Source organism: Rhodococcus quanlei, assembly GCF_055231015.1.
In genome coordinates, this window is record NZ_JBUYWD010000022.1 from 54,627 (window position 1) to 71,895 (window position 17,269).

The window sequence follows — 17,269 nt, forward strand, 5'->3', positions numbered from 1 at the left end:
GCGATGACGCGGATCCGGGAGCGGATGGCGGGCATCTACTTCGACCTCGCCGACGGTCACACCTGGGAGGTCGAACTCTCCCTGCTGGATCCTGGACGTTCGGTGATCCATCTCGCGGTGGCCCTCTCGGTCGCCGACCTGGTCGGCATCACCGTGCTGTGCACCGAGATCGCCACTCACATCGCCGCGCTCCGCGCCTCCGACAGCGAACCCGAACCCGGACCGCGCATCGACTATGCCGACGTCCGCGCCGCGCTCGACGGCCGCACGCCGCACCTTCCGAGCGTGCCCGGACACGTCCTCGCCACGCGCGTAGACGAACTCCTCGACCCGCCGACCCTCCCAGCACCCACCGCGGGGACTGCCCCGCCCGATCCGAAGGTGACACGCCTGGCCACGACGATCGATGAGCAGGCGTGGACCAGACTGGGCGACCTCGCGGACGAACTCGGCGTCACCCGCGCCGCCATACTTCTCGCCGTATACGCCGAGGCGCTGCGCCGATGGACCGATGACGAGAACCGCGACTTCATCGTCACCGTGCCAGGCCTGTCCGTGGCAGGAACCGAGTGTCACATCCTCGATCGCACCCGTATCTACGCTGCCCGATGCCTCGACCGACCCGACCGCAACGCCGCCGAATCCTTCACCGACTCGGCCGCCGAACTGCGCTACCGGATCGCGAGAGGAGTCGATGCGGTGGACGAACTGCGGCACGCCGTCGCCACCGGGTCCGGCCATCGCGGCCTCGCCCCCTATGTCCTCACCTACAGCGCCGACCGTCCGGTCCTGCCCACCGCAGCAACCGAACTCCTCGGACACCCGACGATGATCCGATCGTCGACACCCCAGGTGATCATCGACTTCCAGGTCTACCGATTCGTTGCAGAGGAGGTGAGCCTGTCATTCGACGTGCGCGGCGGTGCGCTCGCCGACGGTGTCGCCGAGCAACTTTTCGCCACCACGGTCGAAGCCGTCACAGCACTCGCGGAGTGGACCCCGGAGCGGGCCCGCTCGACGAAGCTCACCGACCTGGTGGCCTTGCCGACCCGGGTGCGCCGGCACCGCGATCTACTGGCCGGCACCGAACGGCTGTCGCGCGGATTTCTGCACGAGGACGTCCGGGCGACAGTAGCCCGGCACCCGGACCGCGTGGCGCTCGTGTGCGCCGACCGGAACGGCGACCGGTTCACCGCAGTACACGAGCAGTTGACCTACGGGGAAGTCGACGCGCTCGCCAAAAACCTGGCCGCCGATCTGGTGCGGCGGACCGACGCCAACGACATCGTCGCGCTCGACTTGCCGAAAGGCCCTGCCCAGATCATCGCCGCGCTCGGCGTGCTGTACGCAGGATGCGCGTATTTGCCGATGCCGGAGGGGCTTCCGGCTCCGCGACGAACAGCGATCATGGAGGCTGCGCGGCCGGTCGTCGTGCTGGGTACCGACGATGTTCCCGGTCCTGACATTCCTGCCGTCTCGGACGAGTTCGTCGTTCGCGAGGTCGGGCTGGACGATCCGGCCTACGTCATCTTCACCTCCGGTTCTACCGGCACCCCCAAGGGCGTGGTGATGTCGCACGCGGCGGCCACCAACACGGTGCGCGATGTCCGTGGCCGCAACCGCATCGAGGAGGACGATGCCCTCATTCCGGTCGCCGCAATGGCCTTCGATCTCAGCGTCTTCGACGTCTTCGGCGTGCTGGGCGCCGGTGGTCGCCTGATCTGCGTGGGCGACCTGGACTCGCGGGACCCGTTCTCCTGGCTCCGTCTGATCGACGAGCACCAGGTGACGATCTGGAACAGCGCCCCGATGCTCGCCGAGATGCTGGTCGCGGCCGCCGGTCCGGAGACGCCGCCGCTACCGTTGCGCCGCGTACTGTGCTCCGGCGACCGCATCGATCGGGGGCTCTACGAAAGACTCGCAGCGATCGCCCCCGAGGCGACGCTGGTGGCAATGGGCGGCGCGACAGAGGGCGGCATCTGGTCCAACGAGTTCCTCGTCGACACCGACACGGTACTGCGGCCGGACTGGGTGTCAGTGCCGTACGGCGCGCCGCTGACCGGCCAGAGCTATCGGGTCGCCGACGCATCCGGCCGAGACTGTGGCGCCCACGTCGTCGGTGAATTGTGGATCGGCGGGGCGAGCCTGGCCAGCGGCTATCTCGGCGACCCGATACTGACCGCCGACCGATTCGTCGAGCACGACGATCGACGCTGGTACCGAACCGGCGACCTGGGCCACTGGGACGGCGACGACGTGCTCGTAATCCACGGTCGCAACGACGCGCAGGTGAAGATCCGTGGTCACCGCATCGAACTCGGTGACGTCGAGGCGCACCTGAGGAGGGTGCCGGAGGTCGCAGACTCCGTCGTCTTCCCGTTCCGCGACAACACCGCTCTCGGTGCCGGAGTGGTCCTCACCGACAACGCATCGCGACACCTCGACGGCGAGGATATCGTCGCAGCAGCGTCCGGCATGCTGCCCGCGCATATGGTGCCGACTCGAATCGATATCTGGGACAGCCTGCCGGTCACCGGCAACGGGAAGGTTGATCGGGCCGCGGTCGCCGCACACGCCGCCGACGCTCATCGTGTGACCGCCGACGAGGACCGGCCGACCAGCCCGGAGACCGTGCTGGTCGTCGGTGCGTTCGCAGATCTGCTGCCCGGCGATGTGAACGAGCAGACGAACTTCTTCGCCGCGGGCGGTGAGAGTCTGGCCGCGGCCCGGCTGTGCCGCGTCCTCGCCGACGTCGGCTACGCGGTGACGGTTGCCGATGTGCTCGAGGCACCCACCGCGGGTGGGCTGGCAGAGGTCCTGGCCGCCCGTGGCCCCGCAACCCCGAGCAGCAGCAGTCCGGTCACTTCCGCAGATTCGGTTGACGACTCCGTCGAACGCTTCCCGCTCGCACCCCTGCAGCGCGCTTACGCGCTCGGCCGCGACGGCCTCGACGGCCAGGTGCGGTCCGACACCCTGTTCGCGCTCGTCCTCGCACTCCCGGGTCACCTCCGCAGCGACGACGTGCATCGAGCCGTCACGCGGCTCACCGATGCCTGGGACGGACTCCGATGCCGACGAATCGGCGACGGCGAGCAAGGTGTCGCCCACGCCGCCGAGGTCCCACTCCTGCAGGTGACGACACCGTTGCGCGAGTATCTGCCACGACACCGACTGGACAGCGTCTGCTCGGTCGTCGTCTCCGACCTCGATCCGGACGAGGTGGGGCTGGCCGTCGACTACCTGGCACTGGACGCCCGCAGCCTGGCGACCTTCATCTCGGCCGTGCTCGAGGTGGCAGACGGCGGCGAGATCCCGCCCCACGTGGACCCTGGGCTGACCGCGTTCGCGACACACGCCCGTACCCTCCCGGCCAAGGCCGCCGCCGCCGACGCACCGAAGACCCCCGCAGACCTGCGGTTACCAGTCCACACCGTCTCGTCGGACACCACACCGTTCACCTCGCGACGCATGCTGGTGACCGATGTGGACGGGCTCAGCCACACCGCTGACCGTGCCGGGGTGACGACGAGCGTGCTGCTACTGCACACCTTCGGTGCGGCACTGGGCGATGCGCTCGGCGCCCCCCGCGTCCGGGTCACCGTCCCGGTCTCGTACCGGCCGCCGGAGAGCACCCCCGGCGCGGGTTCGGTGGAGCTACTCGGCAACTTCACCCACCTGGAAACAGTGACTGTCGGGGCCGACGACGTCCCGGAGCGAACCGGAGCGCAAGTGTGGGATCGGGTCGGCCAGGGCGCCGGAACCGCACCTGCGCCCGTCGCCGGGCGCGGTGACCACCGCATCGTATTCACTTCGACTCTGGGGCTGGACTATTCGACGACCGATGCCGCCCTCGAGCCGGTGTGGTCGCTGACCGCGACACCCGGAGTCCTGATCGACTGCCAGGTGCTCGACCATCCGGAGGGTATCGAGATCCGCTGGGATCACCCCGAATCCGTGCTCGACGAGGCGTTCCTGGACCACGCCGAGCGACGGTTCACAGAACGGCTGGGTTTGATCACTGCGCCCTCTGAGTCCCCTGCGCCCTCTGAGTCCCCTGCGCTCCCGGAGCCGCCGACGAGCGGTCTGCTGACCACCGACGAAGTGCTCGACGCTCTGCACCGACGCTTCGGCTCGGGGACGGCCGCCGACGGTGGGCCGAACACGACGCTGTTGCGCGTAATCGCGGATCGGCATCGCTCCGGTCTGTATCCGGACGACGGCAAGCCGCGCTGGACCACCGGTGACATCGTCGATCTGACAGCGATCCTCGACGGATCGGCACCGGAGACCTCCCTGCTCGAGCACCCACGTCTGGCTCCCGACGCCATGCTCGCCGCGATGGATGCCTTCGCGTCGTTCATCGAAGACGTCACCGGCGAGATCGTCGACCGTGCGCGGACTCTGGGTCGAGAGGTGCGGGTCGTCGAACTCGGCGCCTCGATCGGCGACACGGTGAGCCGCCTGCTCGTCGCGTCCGGAACGGACCACCGCTGGCAGTGCGTGGAACCGGACCGACTGCTCGCCCACATCGCCCATAGGCGCGGCCTGCCGGTGCGGACCGACACGCCCGCTACGGAGGCCGACGTCGTCGTGATCGGCGCGGCCGCACACCGCGACCCCCGGATCCTTCGGCTGCTCGCCCGCGTGCCGCGCAGTGCCGACACCGTGCTCTGGGTGTGCGAGCCGACGCTCGACAGCCGAGCGATCCTGCTCTCGGCGGCGATCCTGAACCCCGGTGTGCTGAATCAGCGCGTCGACGCGCCGCTCTGGCACTGGTGCTCAGCGCTACGGGAAAAGGGATTCACCCCGGTGCGCGCCGTCGAACAGGGCGGCCTGGTATCCGTTCGAGCACACGTCTGTGCGCCGTCGCCGCGCACACCGGAACCCACCATCGAACCTGTTGTGCCGCAGGTGAACGTGTCCTCGATCGACGCGACACGGATCGCCATCGCCTGGCGCGACTGCCTGGCGCTGCCGACCGACCCCGAACCGGACACCGACTTCTTCGAGGTCGGCGGCGACTCGTTGAATGGGACCCGGATGATCTCCCGGTTGACCGCCGACGGTTTCACCGACGCTCGGCTGGTGGATCTGTTCAATGCCCCGAGGTACGGCGACTTCTGCGCGAGACTGCTCACCGATCCGGCGGTCGACGACGTCAGGGGCGATGCGAACCGGTTTCCACTGACCGCAGTCCAGCGCGCCTACCTGGCAGGCCGCGACCCGGAGCAGATCCTCGGTGGCAACAGCGCCCACTGCTACTTCGAGTTGACGGTCGAACACCTCGACATGGCGGCCCTAACTCGTGCGGTGACGTTGGTCGTCGCACGTCATCCGTCACTGCGTTCGCGGGTGATCGAGGCCTGGACAGGCGAAGTGGTCGCTGGACACGCGAACTCGGCGCCGCAGTCGTGCACGGATCCGCGCGCGGCAACCGAATCCGAGTCGATCGACCCGACCGTGCCCGGTGCGCTGCGGGTTCGCGTCGGCCCCGCAGTCGACGGCACATCCGTGGTCGGCATCGGGATGGACAACCTCTGGCTCGACGGCCAGTCGATGTTCCTCGTGCTAGACGAGCTCAGCCGCTCTTACCGCGGCGAATCCCTCGCGCCGCCGGTCGAACTCACGCTGGCCGGCTACCTCGCCGACCACATGGAACTCGTGCGGCCGACGGTGCCGGATGCGCGGCTGGCCGCAGTCGTCGCGCAACTCCCGCCGCCGCCGAAAGTCTGGAGCAGACCATTGACCGACGTCGTCGCACCGCGCTTCGACCGCGTCGAGACACTCGTTCCGGCGGCTCAGTGGACCCGGATTCGACGCTGGGCAGCCAGTCGGCGAGTCTCGTCGAACGCCGTCGTCCTGGCGGCCTACGTCCGCGCCATCGGCCGGTGGGCGTCGACCGACGCGCTGACGGTCAACGTCACCCAGTTCGACCGCGACCCAGGGGTACCCACGGCTGCGGGCATCGCGGGCGACTTCACCCGCCTGTTCCTGGCTGGAATCGACGACGTTGCGGCCGACTTCCCCGTGCTGGTCCAGACCGTGCAGAGGGCGGTGGTCCAAGGGATGAGCGAGCCCGAGTACGCAACCACCGAGGTCTGCAGGCACCTGCTGGCGTCGCGCGGGACACCGGTCGAGGCACTCTTCCCGATCGTCTTCACGTCGGGCCTCGGCCTGTCCCCGACGGGCCGCGTCGACATCGAACAGCATCTGTTCGGACGGCTGGAACACGTGCGATCGCAGACCCCGCAGGTCGCGCTCGACCTGCAGGTCACCGACAACAGCGCGGGACTGCGCCTGACGGCCGATTTCGTCACCGAACTGTTCCTCGCCGACGATGTCTGTAGTTGCCTCGACGAACTGACCGCTACTCTGCGCGACTGCCGTGTCGACGACGCGTCCCCCGTCGCCGGTGAATCCGCGATCGCCGAACGAGTCGCACGCGCCTGGTCGTCGATTCTCGGGGTACCGGACGTCGTCTCCGATACGAACTTCTTCACTTCCGGCGGTGACTCGCTCAAGGCCACCGCACTGATGCGACGCCTCACCGAGGACGGCGTCGACGGTCTCTCGCTGCGCACGCTTCTGGAGAACCCTCGGTTCGGCGACTTCGTCGACTCGATGTCGACCGAATCGATCACGTCCGCTGGATCGTTCACGACATTCGAGGAGGGCGTCCTGTGACGATCGACCGTCTTCATCGACGACTCACCGCCGCGGGCATCGAGCTGTGGCGCGAATCAGGACGGCTGCACTACCGGGCGCCGTACGGGGCGTTGACGGACGAATTCCGGGCGGCGATCGTAGCCAACCGCGATGCACTGCTCACCGACCTGTCGCGAGAGAGCTTTCCTCTCACCGAAGTCCAGGCCGCCTACCTGGTAGGCCGGACCGCGGCGTACGCAGACGGCGGAGTCGGCTGCCAGGGCTACCACCAATTCGACCTGGATCTGACCGCGGCCGGAGTCCTGGCCGCCGACCGCGCCGGCGCGGTCCGTGCGGCGTGGAGCCATGTGGTCGATGCACACCCCATGCTGCGGATGCGCATCGACCCGGATCGCTTCGAACAGTGGGTGGACCCGACGTTGGACGTGCCATTGGAGGTGACCGAGTACCCCGACCAGACATCGGCCGACGAGGCCGGCGACCGCCTCGCAGACCGACTGGTGTGGCACATCTACGACCCGTCCGAGGACCGACCGCTGCTCGACGCCGCCGTAGTGCTCGGAGAGAACACTGCAGTGCTGCACCTGTCGGTAGATCTGCTCGTCACCGACTACGTCGGGATCCGGACCATCCTCGACGACTTCGACCGCGCTCTGGGCGGCGGAGCCGTCCGTCGGCCGGCAGCCACCTTCAGGGAGTATCTACAGGCGGACCGTCGCCATCGCGCGACGTGCGAGTATCGAGCGCTACGACGGAGCGCCGAGGAATACTGGTCCCACCGAATCCTCGATATGCTGGCGCCCCTGCGCTTTCCACCCGCACCGACACAAGAAGCGGTGCGCGACCGCCACATCCCACCGAGCTATTCACGACGCTCGCAGCAACTGTCCTCCGGCGAATGGGAACGCCTGTGCGGGAACGCCGCCCAACTCGAGGCGACGCCCGTCGCGCTGATCTTGGCCGAGCTCGGCGCGGTGGCGGCCGCGCACTCACCGAACGCTGCGTCGACTGTGATGATGACGCGGGTCGACCGTCAGCCGCTCGTCGCAGACGTCGAGCGGATCGTCGGTGACTTCACTTCCACCCTCGTGGTGAGCCTCCCATCGGGAAATGATCGGGACGCGGCCGTCCGAGCCGTCCGCGACGACGTCTTCGCAGCGTTGGAGTATTCCGCGTTCTCCGGGATGGAGGTGGCGCGCCGGTTGGCCGACGACGCTCGCACCGAAACCGTGATGCCCGTGGTGGTCACCTATACCGTCGACGCCGCCGGCTCGCGGGCCCCGCGCTACCTGACTCCGCGCCCCGGAACCGGACGCAGCCGAACCCCACAGGTTCTACTCGACATCCAAATCACCCCACTACCCGACGGCGTGGCTATCGCCTGGGACTCGCGCGACGACGGTTTCGACCCCGACGTGCTCGACGCCGCCTTCGTCGACTTCGTCGCGCGGCTGCGTCGTACGGCGGACCCCGGCGAGCCCGATGTCGTGACAGATGTCGAGACCGCGCTCGCCGCCGCCCACGCACGACTCGCCCCGACCGGCCGAGCGGTCGCGGAGCTGGCCGCTGACAGCGAACAGACGGTCCGGCAGATAATGGCCTGGCATCTCGCCCGCGCCGGGATGCACCGACCGCTGCCGGCGGAGGAAGTGGCCCGGCGCCTCGGCGCCGGGCGACACACCGCGTTGGTGCGGCGTTGGATCGACGAACTCACCGCCACGGGCATGGTCGCTCACGGTGACCGCGGCGTTTACCTGACCGGGTCGCCGCCACCGCTCGACGAGAGCTTCGAGCGGTGGCGGCACGTACGCCGACGGGCCGCCGACATCGACTACGGTGACCGCCAGCTCGCGTACGTGGAAGAGTGCCTGCGTTCCATGGAGGGCCTGCTGAACGGCAGCGTCGATCCGCTCGCGCTGCTCTTTCCCGACGGCGAGTTCGACGTCGCCCGCGCCGCGTACGACGACAACCTGGTCGCCCGCTACCTCAACGGACTCTGTGCGACCGGTATCCGCGCCGCCGCGGAATCTGCGCGGTCTCCCCTGCGGATCCTGGAAGTAGGCGGCGGGGTCGGTGGCACCACACGGACCGTGCTCGCCGAGCTGGCCGGGTACCGCGTCGACTATTTGTTCACCGACGTCTCCCGCTTCTTCCTCGACGCCGCGGCTCAGCGCTGGCCGCAGATCCGCACCGCTATATTCGACGTGAACGACGACGCGGGCCCTCCCGGCGAGACCGGCGACGGCTTCGATGTGATCCTGTGCGCCAATGTGCTGCACAACGCACGCGACATTCCGGCCGCCCTCGACCGGCTCCGCCGACTCCTGAACCCGGGCGGCGCGCTGGCAATAATCGACTCCACGGCACCGTCGGCGGCGCTGATGGCGACCATGGAGTTCAAAGAGGGTCTGGAAGACAGACGAGACGTCCGCGCCGAATCGTGGTCACCCTTCCTGCTGCTGTCTCAATGGCGCGAGGTCCTCGCCGGCGATCCGGTGATCGTCTATCCGCCGACCGGTCACGCCCTGGAGACCGCCGGCCAGCATCTGTTCTGGGTAACCGGGAACACGTCGCCGTCACCCAACGCATTGCGGCAGGTCGCCCAGATCTGGTCCGAGGTGCTCGACGTACCCGTCGACGAACTGCGGCCCGACTCCGACTTCGTAGAGCTCGGCGGCGACTCGCTCCTGTTGGCGCGATGCGTCGGGCGGTTGCGCCGTGAACTGGACTGGGCAGAGCCCTCGGCATGGGACCGGGTGTATCGCCAGATCGTGGCGGATCCCACCGTCGCGGGTTGCGTAGCCGCCCTCACCCGCCGGTTCACGGACCACCACGAGACATCGAACGCCGACCGATCCGACACCGAACCGGCTCGCCTGGACGCACCGCAGTGGGCCGCACCCGTCGAACCGGCGTCGGCCGACGCGGACGTTCGACTGATCGAACTCGTGGCGCCGGTCGACTCTTCGGCTACGCCGATCGTGCTCTTCCATGACGGCTCCGGAGGGCTGGGCCCATATCGGGATCTCATCGGTCAGCTGACCGAGCACGTCGACGGCGGGGTCTACGGCATCGAGCGATCACCCGGCGACGGCTATCTCGATATCCCCGTCGAACAGCTCTTCACCGTCCTGCAGCGACGCTATGCCAGGACCCTGCTCGACCTCGGTCCCTCGTCGTTCCACCTGGTCGGATTCTGCATGGGTGGACTCATCGCCGCGGGAACGGCGGCGCTGCTCGAGTCGCACGGAACCACCGCGGCTGTCACCGTGATCAGTTCCTACCGCATCCCATTCCAGTTGGCCGACGAGGTGCTCACCGATTACGCCTTCGCCAAAGCTCTCGGATGGCATCCTGCCGACTTCGGGCTCGCCGTCGACGACGAGCAGATCGGGCAGACTCTCACCGCCGCCCGCGCCGCAGGTCACCGAACGATGAACGCCGCGGTCATCGGCGACCACGCTCCCGCGAGCCTGACCGAAGCACTCCGCGCAGCCCCACCGACCGTCGCCGAACGCGTCCGCACTGCCCTGAACGCCGGCGAGCGCGACGGCATCACCGACGAGGTCCTGCTCGGCATGCGCGAAACCTTCGTCCACAGCGTCGCCGCGGTCGCCGCCTGGCGTCAGCCGGTGATGCTGACTCCCGCGACCTTCCTTCGACAGGAGAAACCGATGAGCTATCTACCGTCCCTCGGTGAGGACATGTCCGTGTTCTGGCGGTCGCACTGCGTCGGCGGCCTCGGTGTCATCGATATCGCCGGCGATCATTTCACCTGCCTGACCGGTGAAAACGCACAAAATGTCGCGCAACTGCTGGCGGAGCTGACGCCGCTCGCGAGCGAACGGGAGGTCCGGTGAAGATCATCGTCTTCGGAGCCGGCGGAACCGTCGGTCGCGCGGCCGCGGAGTGCCTGAACTCCCGGCTTGGCCCGGGTGACGAACTGCTCCTCGTCACCCGCGGCGGGCCACCGGACATCGACACTGCGACAGCACCGACGATCACCGTCCGCGATCTGCGCCTGCCGTTGGAGGATTGGCCGGCCGACTTCGACGACGCCGACGCGGTGCTCTCCTGTGCCGGACCGTCGTATCGGTTCACCGAGGAACTCGCTCTCCTGTGCAACACCCACGGTGTCCCCTACGTGGACGTCGGCGGCGACCGACCGTGCCTGGACGTACTCGACGGCCATGAGCCGACTGTGCCGATCCTTCTCGGTGCAGGGGTGCAACCGGGGCTGCTGGCGTGGCTGATCAGTGAGGTCGCCGAACCTGGTGCCGACGTCCTGGCACTGTGCGGCGGCGCGCAACCGTTGTCCCAGGCCGCGATCGTCGAGTACGCCCACAGCGTGAGCGATCCGGACGGCTGGCCGGGCCGCGCCTGGGTCGACGGCGCACCGGTCGCAGACACGTCTCCTCCGCCGGTACCACCGACCCAGTCGGCGACAGTGCACCTGCACCTGGACGCCGAGTCCGCGGACACCGCCGCGCGCATCGGACCGGCCCGACTGCGTTGTTTCAACGTCGTCGACGCGCCGACCACCGCCGACGCGATCAGCCGTCTCGTCTCCGGCGAGACCACCGTCGACGAGGTACTCGCCGTCGCCCGCGACGACGAACGCAATCGCGATACCGAGCCGTATTTCACCATCGCGGTGACCGGTCGCGGCCGAGCCGGGACCCGCCGCGCCCGTATCACTGTCACCGACAGCTACGCCCTCTCCGGCGCCATCGCAGCCGCCACCGTGATCGCCGCCCCGGCGGAGGCCGCCGGGGTCCGCTGGGCATCGACGAGTGCGGCCGCCGAGACCTGGCCGGAAGTCGTCGACGTCGACACCACCGAGACGGTCGAATCCATCGTGATCGGCGGCACCTTCGGACGCGTCTACGCCCAAGCCCTGGCCGACGGACAGAGCCCGATCACCCTGACCGGTGTCGGCGGCGTCGGCGGTCCGCGCTCGACCGACCTCGCTGCCACGCTGGGCGTCCCGGCGCTTCACGGCACCGTCTCCGGTGTCGACGCCGCGGTGGTCGCGGTCCGCAGCGAGATCGTCGGAGGGTCTGGCGATGCCGTGGTCGACGACCTACTGAAGGCCGGAGTGTCGGTCCTCCAGGAACATCCGGTCGACGCACAGGCGATCGGGCAACATCTGCGCCTCGCCGCCGAACACGGGGTCCGGTACGCACCGACCGGCTTCTACGAGCATCTGGCTACCAGCCGCAGCTGGATCCGGGCGATGCAACGACTGCGCGAACGCGGCGACCTCACGCATGTGTCCGTCCGAACCAGCATGCAGGTCCTCGAACGCGCGCTGCTCATCCTCGCCGCCGGCCTCACCGCCATCCCGCTCGAACCGGGACGGATCGTCGAGGTCCGACCGGGGCGATTCCTGGTCTCCGCCGACTGGGGCGGGGTCGCCGTCGACATCGCGGTGAACAATCGACGCGACCCCGACGATCCGGACGCCAACAGCCATCCACTGTTCTCGGCAGCCGTGGTCACCGGCGACGGCGAACTGTCCTGGCCGCACATCCACGCGCCGCTCCGGTGGACACCGCATCCAGAGCGTGCCGTCGACGGAAGTGCGCCCCCACTCGACCTCACCGACGACGAAGATCCCGACGCAGTGGAGGACACCACCCAGTTGTGGGCGAACGCCGCCCACGCGTCCGTCCGATCTGTACTGGAGGCCGACGCGACGCTCACCCCCGTCTCCCAACAGCATCTGGTGGTCGTGGACTGGTGGCAGCAGCTGTGCGCGCGGGCACCCCGGCCGGAACCGATCGGCGCCCTCCGGTGAGCGCCGGCGCTTTCTGGACCCTACTGACTCCGGTGCGCTGGCGGATCATGACAGCCCTGGTGGTCCAGGTAATCGCGTCTCTGCTGTCGATCGTGCCGTACTGGGCGCTGGCGATCCTCATCGATCGGGCGCTGTCCGGCCGCGTCGACGACCTGACCGGTCCGATCGTCGCCTTCGTCACCGGTCTGGGATTGTCCGCCGGGCTCGGTGCACTGGCCTTGTTCATCTCCCACCTCGCCGATGTGCAGCTCCAAGCCGAGCTGCGGCTGACGCTCGCCGATCGGATCGGTCGCCTCCCGCTCGAATGGTCCGCCGACCGTTCCTCCGGCAGCATCCGGCAGTTGTTGAACGACGACGTCAACGCCCTGCACCAGCTGGTCGCCCACACCTTGGTGGAGATCGTCGCCGGTGTGCTCACCCCGACCGCCGGTCTGATCTTTTGCTATGCGCTGGACTGGCGACTCGGGCTCGCGGCCACCGCACCAATGGTCCTCTACGCGGTGCTGTTCTCCGCGCTCGCCGGGAAGGAAGCGAAGACCGGCATGGCCGCAATCAACGACGCGCTCCAATCCGTTTCGACCGCCGTCGTCGAATACGTCGACGGCATCTCGGTCCTCAAGGTCTTCACCCGCGACGCGCAGGGATTCCGCCGCTTCGCACGTGCCTCCGAACACTTCCGTCGCACGTTTCGCGCGATCGCCGAACCTCAGATCCGCGCGCAGTCGATTGCGGTCAGCGCGCTGTCCGCGCCGGTCGTCGCCGCAACCGTGCTGGGCGTGGGCATCTGGTCCCACAACCGCGGGTGGTCGTCGCCCGGTGAGCTGGTCGTGGTCGCGACGGTGGCCATGCTGGTCCCGGCCGGCATCTCCACCGTGGCGCTCAGCACCCAGGCGCGCCGTGCCGCGCAGGAGGCGGCCATGCGCATCGCAGACGTGTTGCAAGAACCGGTCCGTGTCGTCGCCGAACCTGCGGCGGAACCGATGGACGGGTCGTTCGAGCTCGCCGGGGTCCGCTACGCGTATCCGGGTGGAGCGGAGGTGCTGCACGACGTCACCCTCTCGATCCCGAACGGCGCGACCGTCGCGCTGGTCGGTCCCAGTGGCTCGGGCAAGTCCACACTAGCCGCGCTGATGGCAGGTCTGCGCGAACCCACCGCCGGAACCATCACGATCGGCGGCGTCGACCGTCGACGAATACCGGAGACACGGCTACGGCGCCATCTGACCGCCATGCTGCAGAACTCGACGCTGCTACGGCTGTCCTTTCACGACAACATCGCGCTCGCCGCACCCGGCTCCACCCGCACCGAGGTGGAAAACGTCTCCCGCGATGTCGGCATGTACGACCGGATCGTCGCAACACCCAGCGGATTCGACTCGGTTGCGGGTGTTGACGCCCACCTGTCCGGCGGTGAGGCTCAGCGGGTCGTCGCGGCGCGCTCGATCCTGGCAGGCAGCGCGATACTCGTCCTCGACGAGGCGACTTCTGCTGCAGATCCGGAAGCGGAGCACCGCGTCCAACAGGCCGTCGACCGTGCGGTCGTCGGCCAGACCCTCGTCATGGTGACGCACCGATTGACGACTGCCACCGGCGCCGACCTGATCGTCGTCCTCCAAGACGGCCGAGTGGTCGAGACCGGGCGGCACGACGATCTCCTCGCCGCGGGCGGGCTCTATCACCGGATGTGGTCGTCGGCGATCGTGGGAGCAAACCGATGATCCGGGCGCTGATCCGACTCGCCGGACCGGAGGGGCGCGGACGGATCCGTCGCACGCTACTGCTCTCGGTTCTCGCCGGCGCCTCGCACGGGCTTGCGGTGGCTCTGATGGTCCCGGTCCTGCAGTCGTTACTGGGTTCGGAGCAGCATCTCGGACGCTGGTTCGGTGCACTGGTCGCAGCGTGCGCGCTACACGCCGCCACCCTGGCGGCCGCAACCGTCGACGCTTTCGGGTCATCCCTGAAGGTCATCGAATCGATGCACACGCGGCTCGGCCGTCGACTGATCGCACTACCGGTCGGCTGGTTCTCGGCGACGAGTGCCGGACGCGCTTCCGATCTGGCGGTGCGCGGCACCCTGTTCGTAGCGCAGACCTCGATGGACGTACTGGTTCCGATGATCGTCAACGTGACCTCGCCGATCGTGCTGGTGATCGTCGTGACCGCCATCGACTGGCGGACGGGGCTGGCGTTGATGGTCGGTGGCATCGTCATCGCGGCGGTCGCGCGCTGGGCCTCCTCACGCGACAGCCGCAGCGAGACCGCACTCGCGCAGACAGCGGCCGAGACCGACTCGCGGGTGCTCGAGTTCGCACACCACCAGGCCGAGCTGCGGGCGGCCGGTGTCGCCGACCGCGAGTACGCGCCGCTGCGTGCGGCGATCGAGGAACGACGCCAAGCCGCCCGAGCTGCGCAGTGGGGTTCGGTGCTCGGGATGGTCGCGCAGAGCACCGCGGTCCAGACGACGTTCGGAGTGGCGGTTGCGTTGTCGATGTGGAGGCTGACCGGCTCCGACAACGGCGCGGTGGTCACGGCCGTAGTCCTGTTGGCGGCCATCACGCAGGTCGTCGGCCCATTACGAGTGATCGCGTCGATGAACACCGCGCTGCGCGCCTCCACGGAACAGATCTCGCAGGTCTCCGAACTGCTGGAGACGCGACCACTGCCCGAGCCGGACCGGCCCGCGTCACCGACGCCGTCCACAGAGGTCGTCTTCGACGACGTGAGCTTCGGCTACGACCGTGACGAACCGGTCCTGAAGCGCCTGTCGGCGGTGCTGCCCGATCGGCAGGTGACGGCGGTCGTCGGGCCGTCCGGATCGGGCAAGACCACCTGTGTCAGGCTCATTGCCCGACTCTGGGACGTCGACTCGGGTGCGGTGCGCATCGGCGGTATCGACGTGCGGAACCTGCAGACCCGCGATCTCTACAGCTCGTTGTCGCTGATCTTCCAGGATGTCTATCTGTTCGACGACACACTGCTCGCCAACGTGGTCATCGGCGACCCCGACGCCGACCGCGGCCGCGTCGAATGGGCCGCATCCGTGGCGCGACTGACCGAGGTCGTCGAGCGTCTGCCGCATGGGTGGGAGACCCCGCTCGGTGAGAACGGGGCGCGCCTGTCAGGCGGCGAACGGCAGCGAGTAGCGATCGCGCGTGCGCTACTGCGGCAGGCCCCCCTCGTGTTGTGCGACGAGCCGACGAGTGCTGTCGACCTGCCCACCAACCGGGCCATCACCGAGGGTCTGATGATGCTCGCCGAGTCGTCGACGGTGGTGATCGTCGCCCACCAACTCGAGACGGTTCGGAACGCCGACCACGTCCTGGTGATCGAAGACGGCGCCGTGGTCCAGTCCGGCGATCACGACACGTTGATGGCCGGCGACGGCGCGTACCGCCGTCTGTTCGCCGACCGTACCGCCGCCGAACAGTGGCGACCCGGAGCCGCATACGCAGCCTCGGAAACGATCGAGAGGAATGAACTGTGAGCACGGAACCCATCCAGGCGGACTCCCCCGCCGAAAGGGCCGCCGCGGCAACCATGACCGCCCGTAACCTGATCTCCGTCGGGGTGTTCGCGGCCCTGTATACAACGATCGTCTTCGCGTTCAACTTCCTCGGATTCCTCAGCCCTATCACGATGGTGATCGGGCTGTTGGGCGGCTTGGTGACCGGCGGGATCCCGTTCATGTTGTTCCTCACCCGCGTGGACCGGCCCGGCATGATCCTTCTGCTCGCCGGGCTGTTCGGGGCCATCCTGCTGGTGACGGGGCATCCCATCGTCGCAATCGGCTGGCTTCTGATCCTGGCCACCGTCGCCGAGGTGATCGTGTGGGCGGGACGCTATCGCTCGCGAGGCGCGGCCGTCGCGGCGTACACCGTGTTCTCCATGTGGGCCGCGGGCCAGCTCTTCCCCCTGTTCTACGATCGCACCGGCTTCCTCGAGGGCGCGGGTATGCAGGAGATGAGCGCCGAGTACGTCGATGCGCTCGACAGACTGCTGTCGGTTCCGGTGCTGATCGGCGTCGAGTTGGCGACCATCCCGTTCGGACTGATGGGTGCGCTGCTCGGGCTGCGACTGCTCGACAAGCACTTCCGCCGAGCCGGCCTGTCGTGAAGCTGGATCCGCGGACAAAGTTGATCCTCGTCGCCTGGTCGAGTCTGTTGCTGTTCGCGCCCGGCGGCGCCGTGTGGACACCAGCTGTATTGATTCTCGGCTGCGCTCTGGCCCTGTCGATCCGGGCATGGGGTCGCGCACTGACTCTGAGTGTCACCGCGGCGACACTCGGCACCGTCGCCTACGGGCTTCCCGCGGTCACCGACTCGGTTGCGGCCGGGGTGGTGGCGATCCTTGCGGCGTTCGCCCTCCGGTTGGCGGTACTGGGTGGCGTCGTCGCGCATCTGTTGTCCACCACCGATATCGGTGATTTCACGGCTGCGCTGCGGGCTGCGCGGATACCGAAGATCATCCTTGTGCCCGCGACCGTGATGCTGCGCTTCTTTCCGATCGTCGCCGACGAGACCCGTGCGGTATGGACCGCGATGCGCCTACGGCGTCTGACCGGAGCCGACCAAGTGCTGAAGCATCCGGTGCTCGTCATCGAACAGTTCGTCGTCCCCACGATCACGTCGAGCTTGCGGATCGCCGACGACCTGACAGCGTCTGGCCTGCTCCGCGGCCTGGCGGACACCGGGCCGACCACCACCTTCCGCGCTCCTCGACTCACCGCCGTCGACGGGGTCACCCTGGCTCTCGCCGCATTCCTGTTCTATTGCAGTTTCGTCGCTGTAGCGGCCGTGTCATGAA

At 68.4% G+C, this 17,269-nt stretch carries 7 protein-coding genes; all 7 read left to right on the top strand.

Annotated features, from left to right (window positions below; genetic code table 11):
* Positions 1-3 precede the first annotated feature (3 nt).
* From ACZI8Q_RS16025 to ACZI8Q_RS16055, 7 genes are read left to right on the top strand one after another with little or no spacing between them, the layout of a single operon-like run.
* Positions 4-6,684 carry a non-ribosomal peptide synthetase gene (locus tag ACZI8Q_RS16025; protein ID WP_463374553.1) on the top strand — a complete coding sequence of 2,227 codons (6,681 nt, stop codon included), beginning with the start codon at positions 4-6 and terminating at the stop codon, positions 6,682-6,684.
* The gene (locus tag ACZI8Q_RS16030) at positions 6,681-10,526 is read left to right on the top strand and encodes a methyltransferase (RefSeq protein WP_463374554.1); all 3,846 of its coding nucleotides are present in this window, start codon (positions 6,681-6,683) and stop codon (positions 10,524-10,526) included. Before ACZI8Q_RS16025 ends, ACZI8Q_RS16030 begins: the two co-directional genes overlap by 4 nt.
* Positions 10,523-12,466, top strand: coding sequence for a Gfo/Idh/MocA family oxidoreductase (locus ACZI8Q_RS16035; RefSeq protein WP_463374555.1), 1,944 nt, complete (start codon positions 10,523-10,525; stop codon positions 12,464-12,466). Before ACZI8Q_RS16030 ends, ACZI8Q_RS16035 begins: the two co-directional genes overlap by 4 nt.
* Positions 12,409-14,184 (top strand): ABC transporter ATP-binding protein, encoded by a 1,776-nt coding sequence (locus tag ACZI8Q_RS16040; RefSeq protein ID WP_463374556.1) that lies wholly within the window; start codon positions 12,409-12,411, stop codon positions 14,182-14,184. Before ACZI8Q_RS16035 ends, ACZI8Q_RS16040 begins: the two co-directional genes overlap by 58 nt.
* Positions 14,181-15,950: an ABC transporter ATP-binding protein gene (locus tag ACZI8Q_RS16045; protein WP_463374557.1), complete on the top strand. Its 1,770-nt coding sequence runs from the start codon at positions 14,181-14,183 to the stop codon at positions 15,948-15,950. Before ACZI8Q_RS16040 ends, ACZI8Q_RS16045 begins: the two co-directional genes overlap by 4 nt.
* Positions 15,947-16,579 (top strand): MptD family putative ECF transporter S component, encoded by a 633-nt coding sequence (locus tag ACZI8Q_RS16050; RefSeq protein ID WP_463374558.1) that lies wholly within the window; start codon positions 15,947-15,949, stop codon positions 16,577-16,579. The genes ACZI8Q_RS16045 and ACZI8Q_RS16050 overlap by 4 nt, the downstream gene beginning before the upstream one ends.
* On the top strand, positions 16,576-17,268 hold the full coding sequence (locus ACZI8Q_RS16055) for an energy-coupling factor transporter transmembrane component T (RefSeq protein ID WP_463374559.1): 693 nt from the start codon (positions 16,576-16,578) through the stop codon (positions 17,266-17,268). Before ACZI8Q_RS16050 ends, ACZI8Q_RS16055 begins: the two co-directional genes overlap by 4 nt.
* The last annotated feature ends 1 nt before the right edge of the window (position 17,269 follow it).

What these genes read in the sequence shown, in the direction of transcription:
- ACZI8Q_RS16025 (WP_463374553.1), top strand. Translation starts at nt 4, where the DNA reads ATGACGCGGATCCGGGAGCGGATGGCGGGCATCTACTTCGACCTCGCC.
- ACZI8Q_RS16045 (WP_463374557.1), top strand. Translation starts at nt 14,181, where the DNA reads ATGATCCGGGCGCTGATCCGACTCGCCGGACCGGAGGGGCGCGGACGG.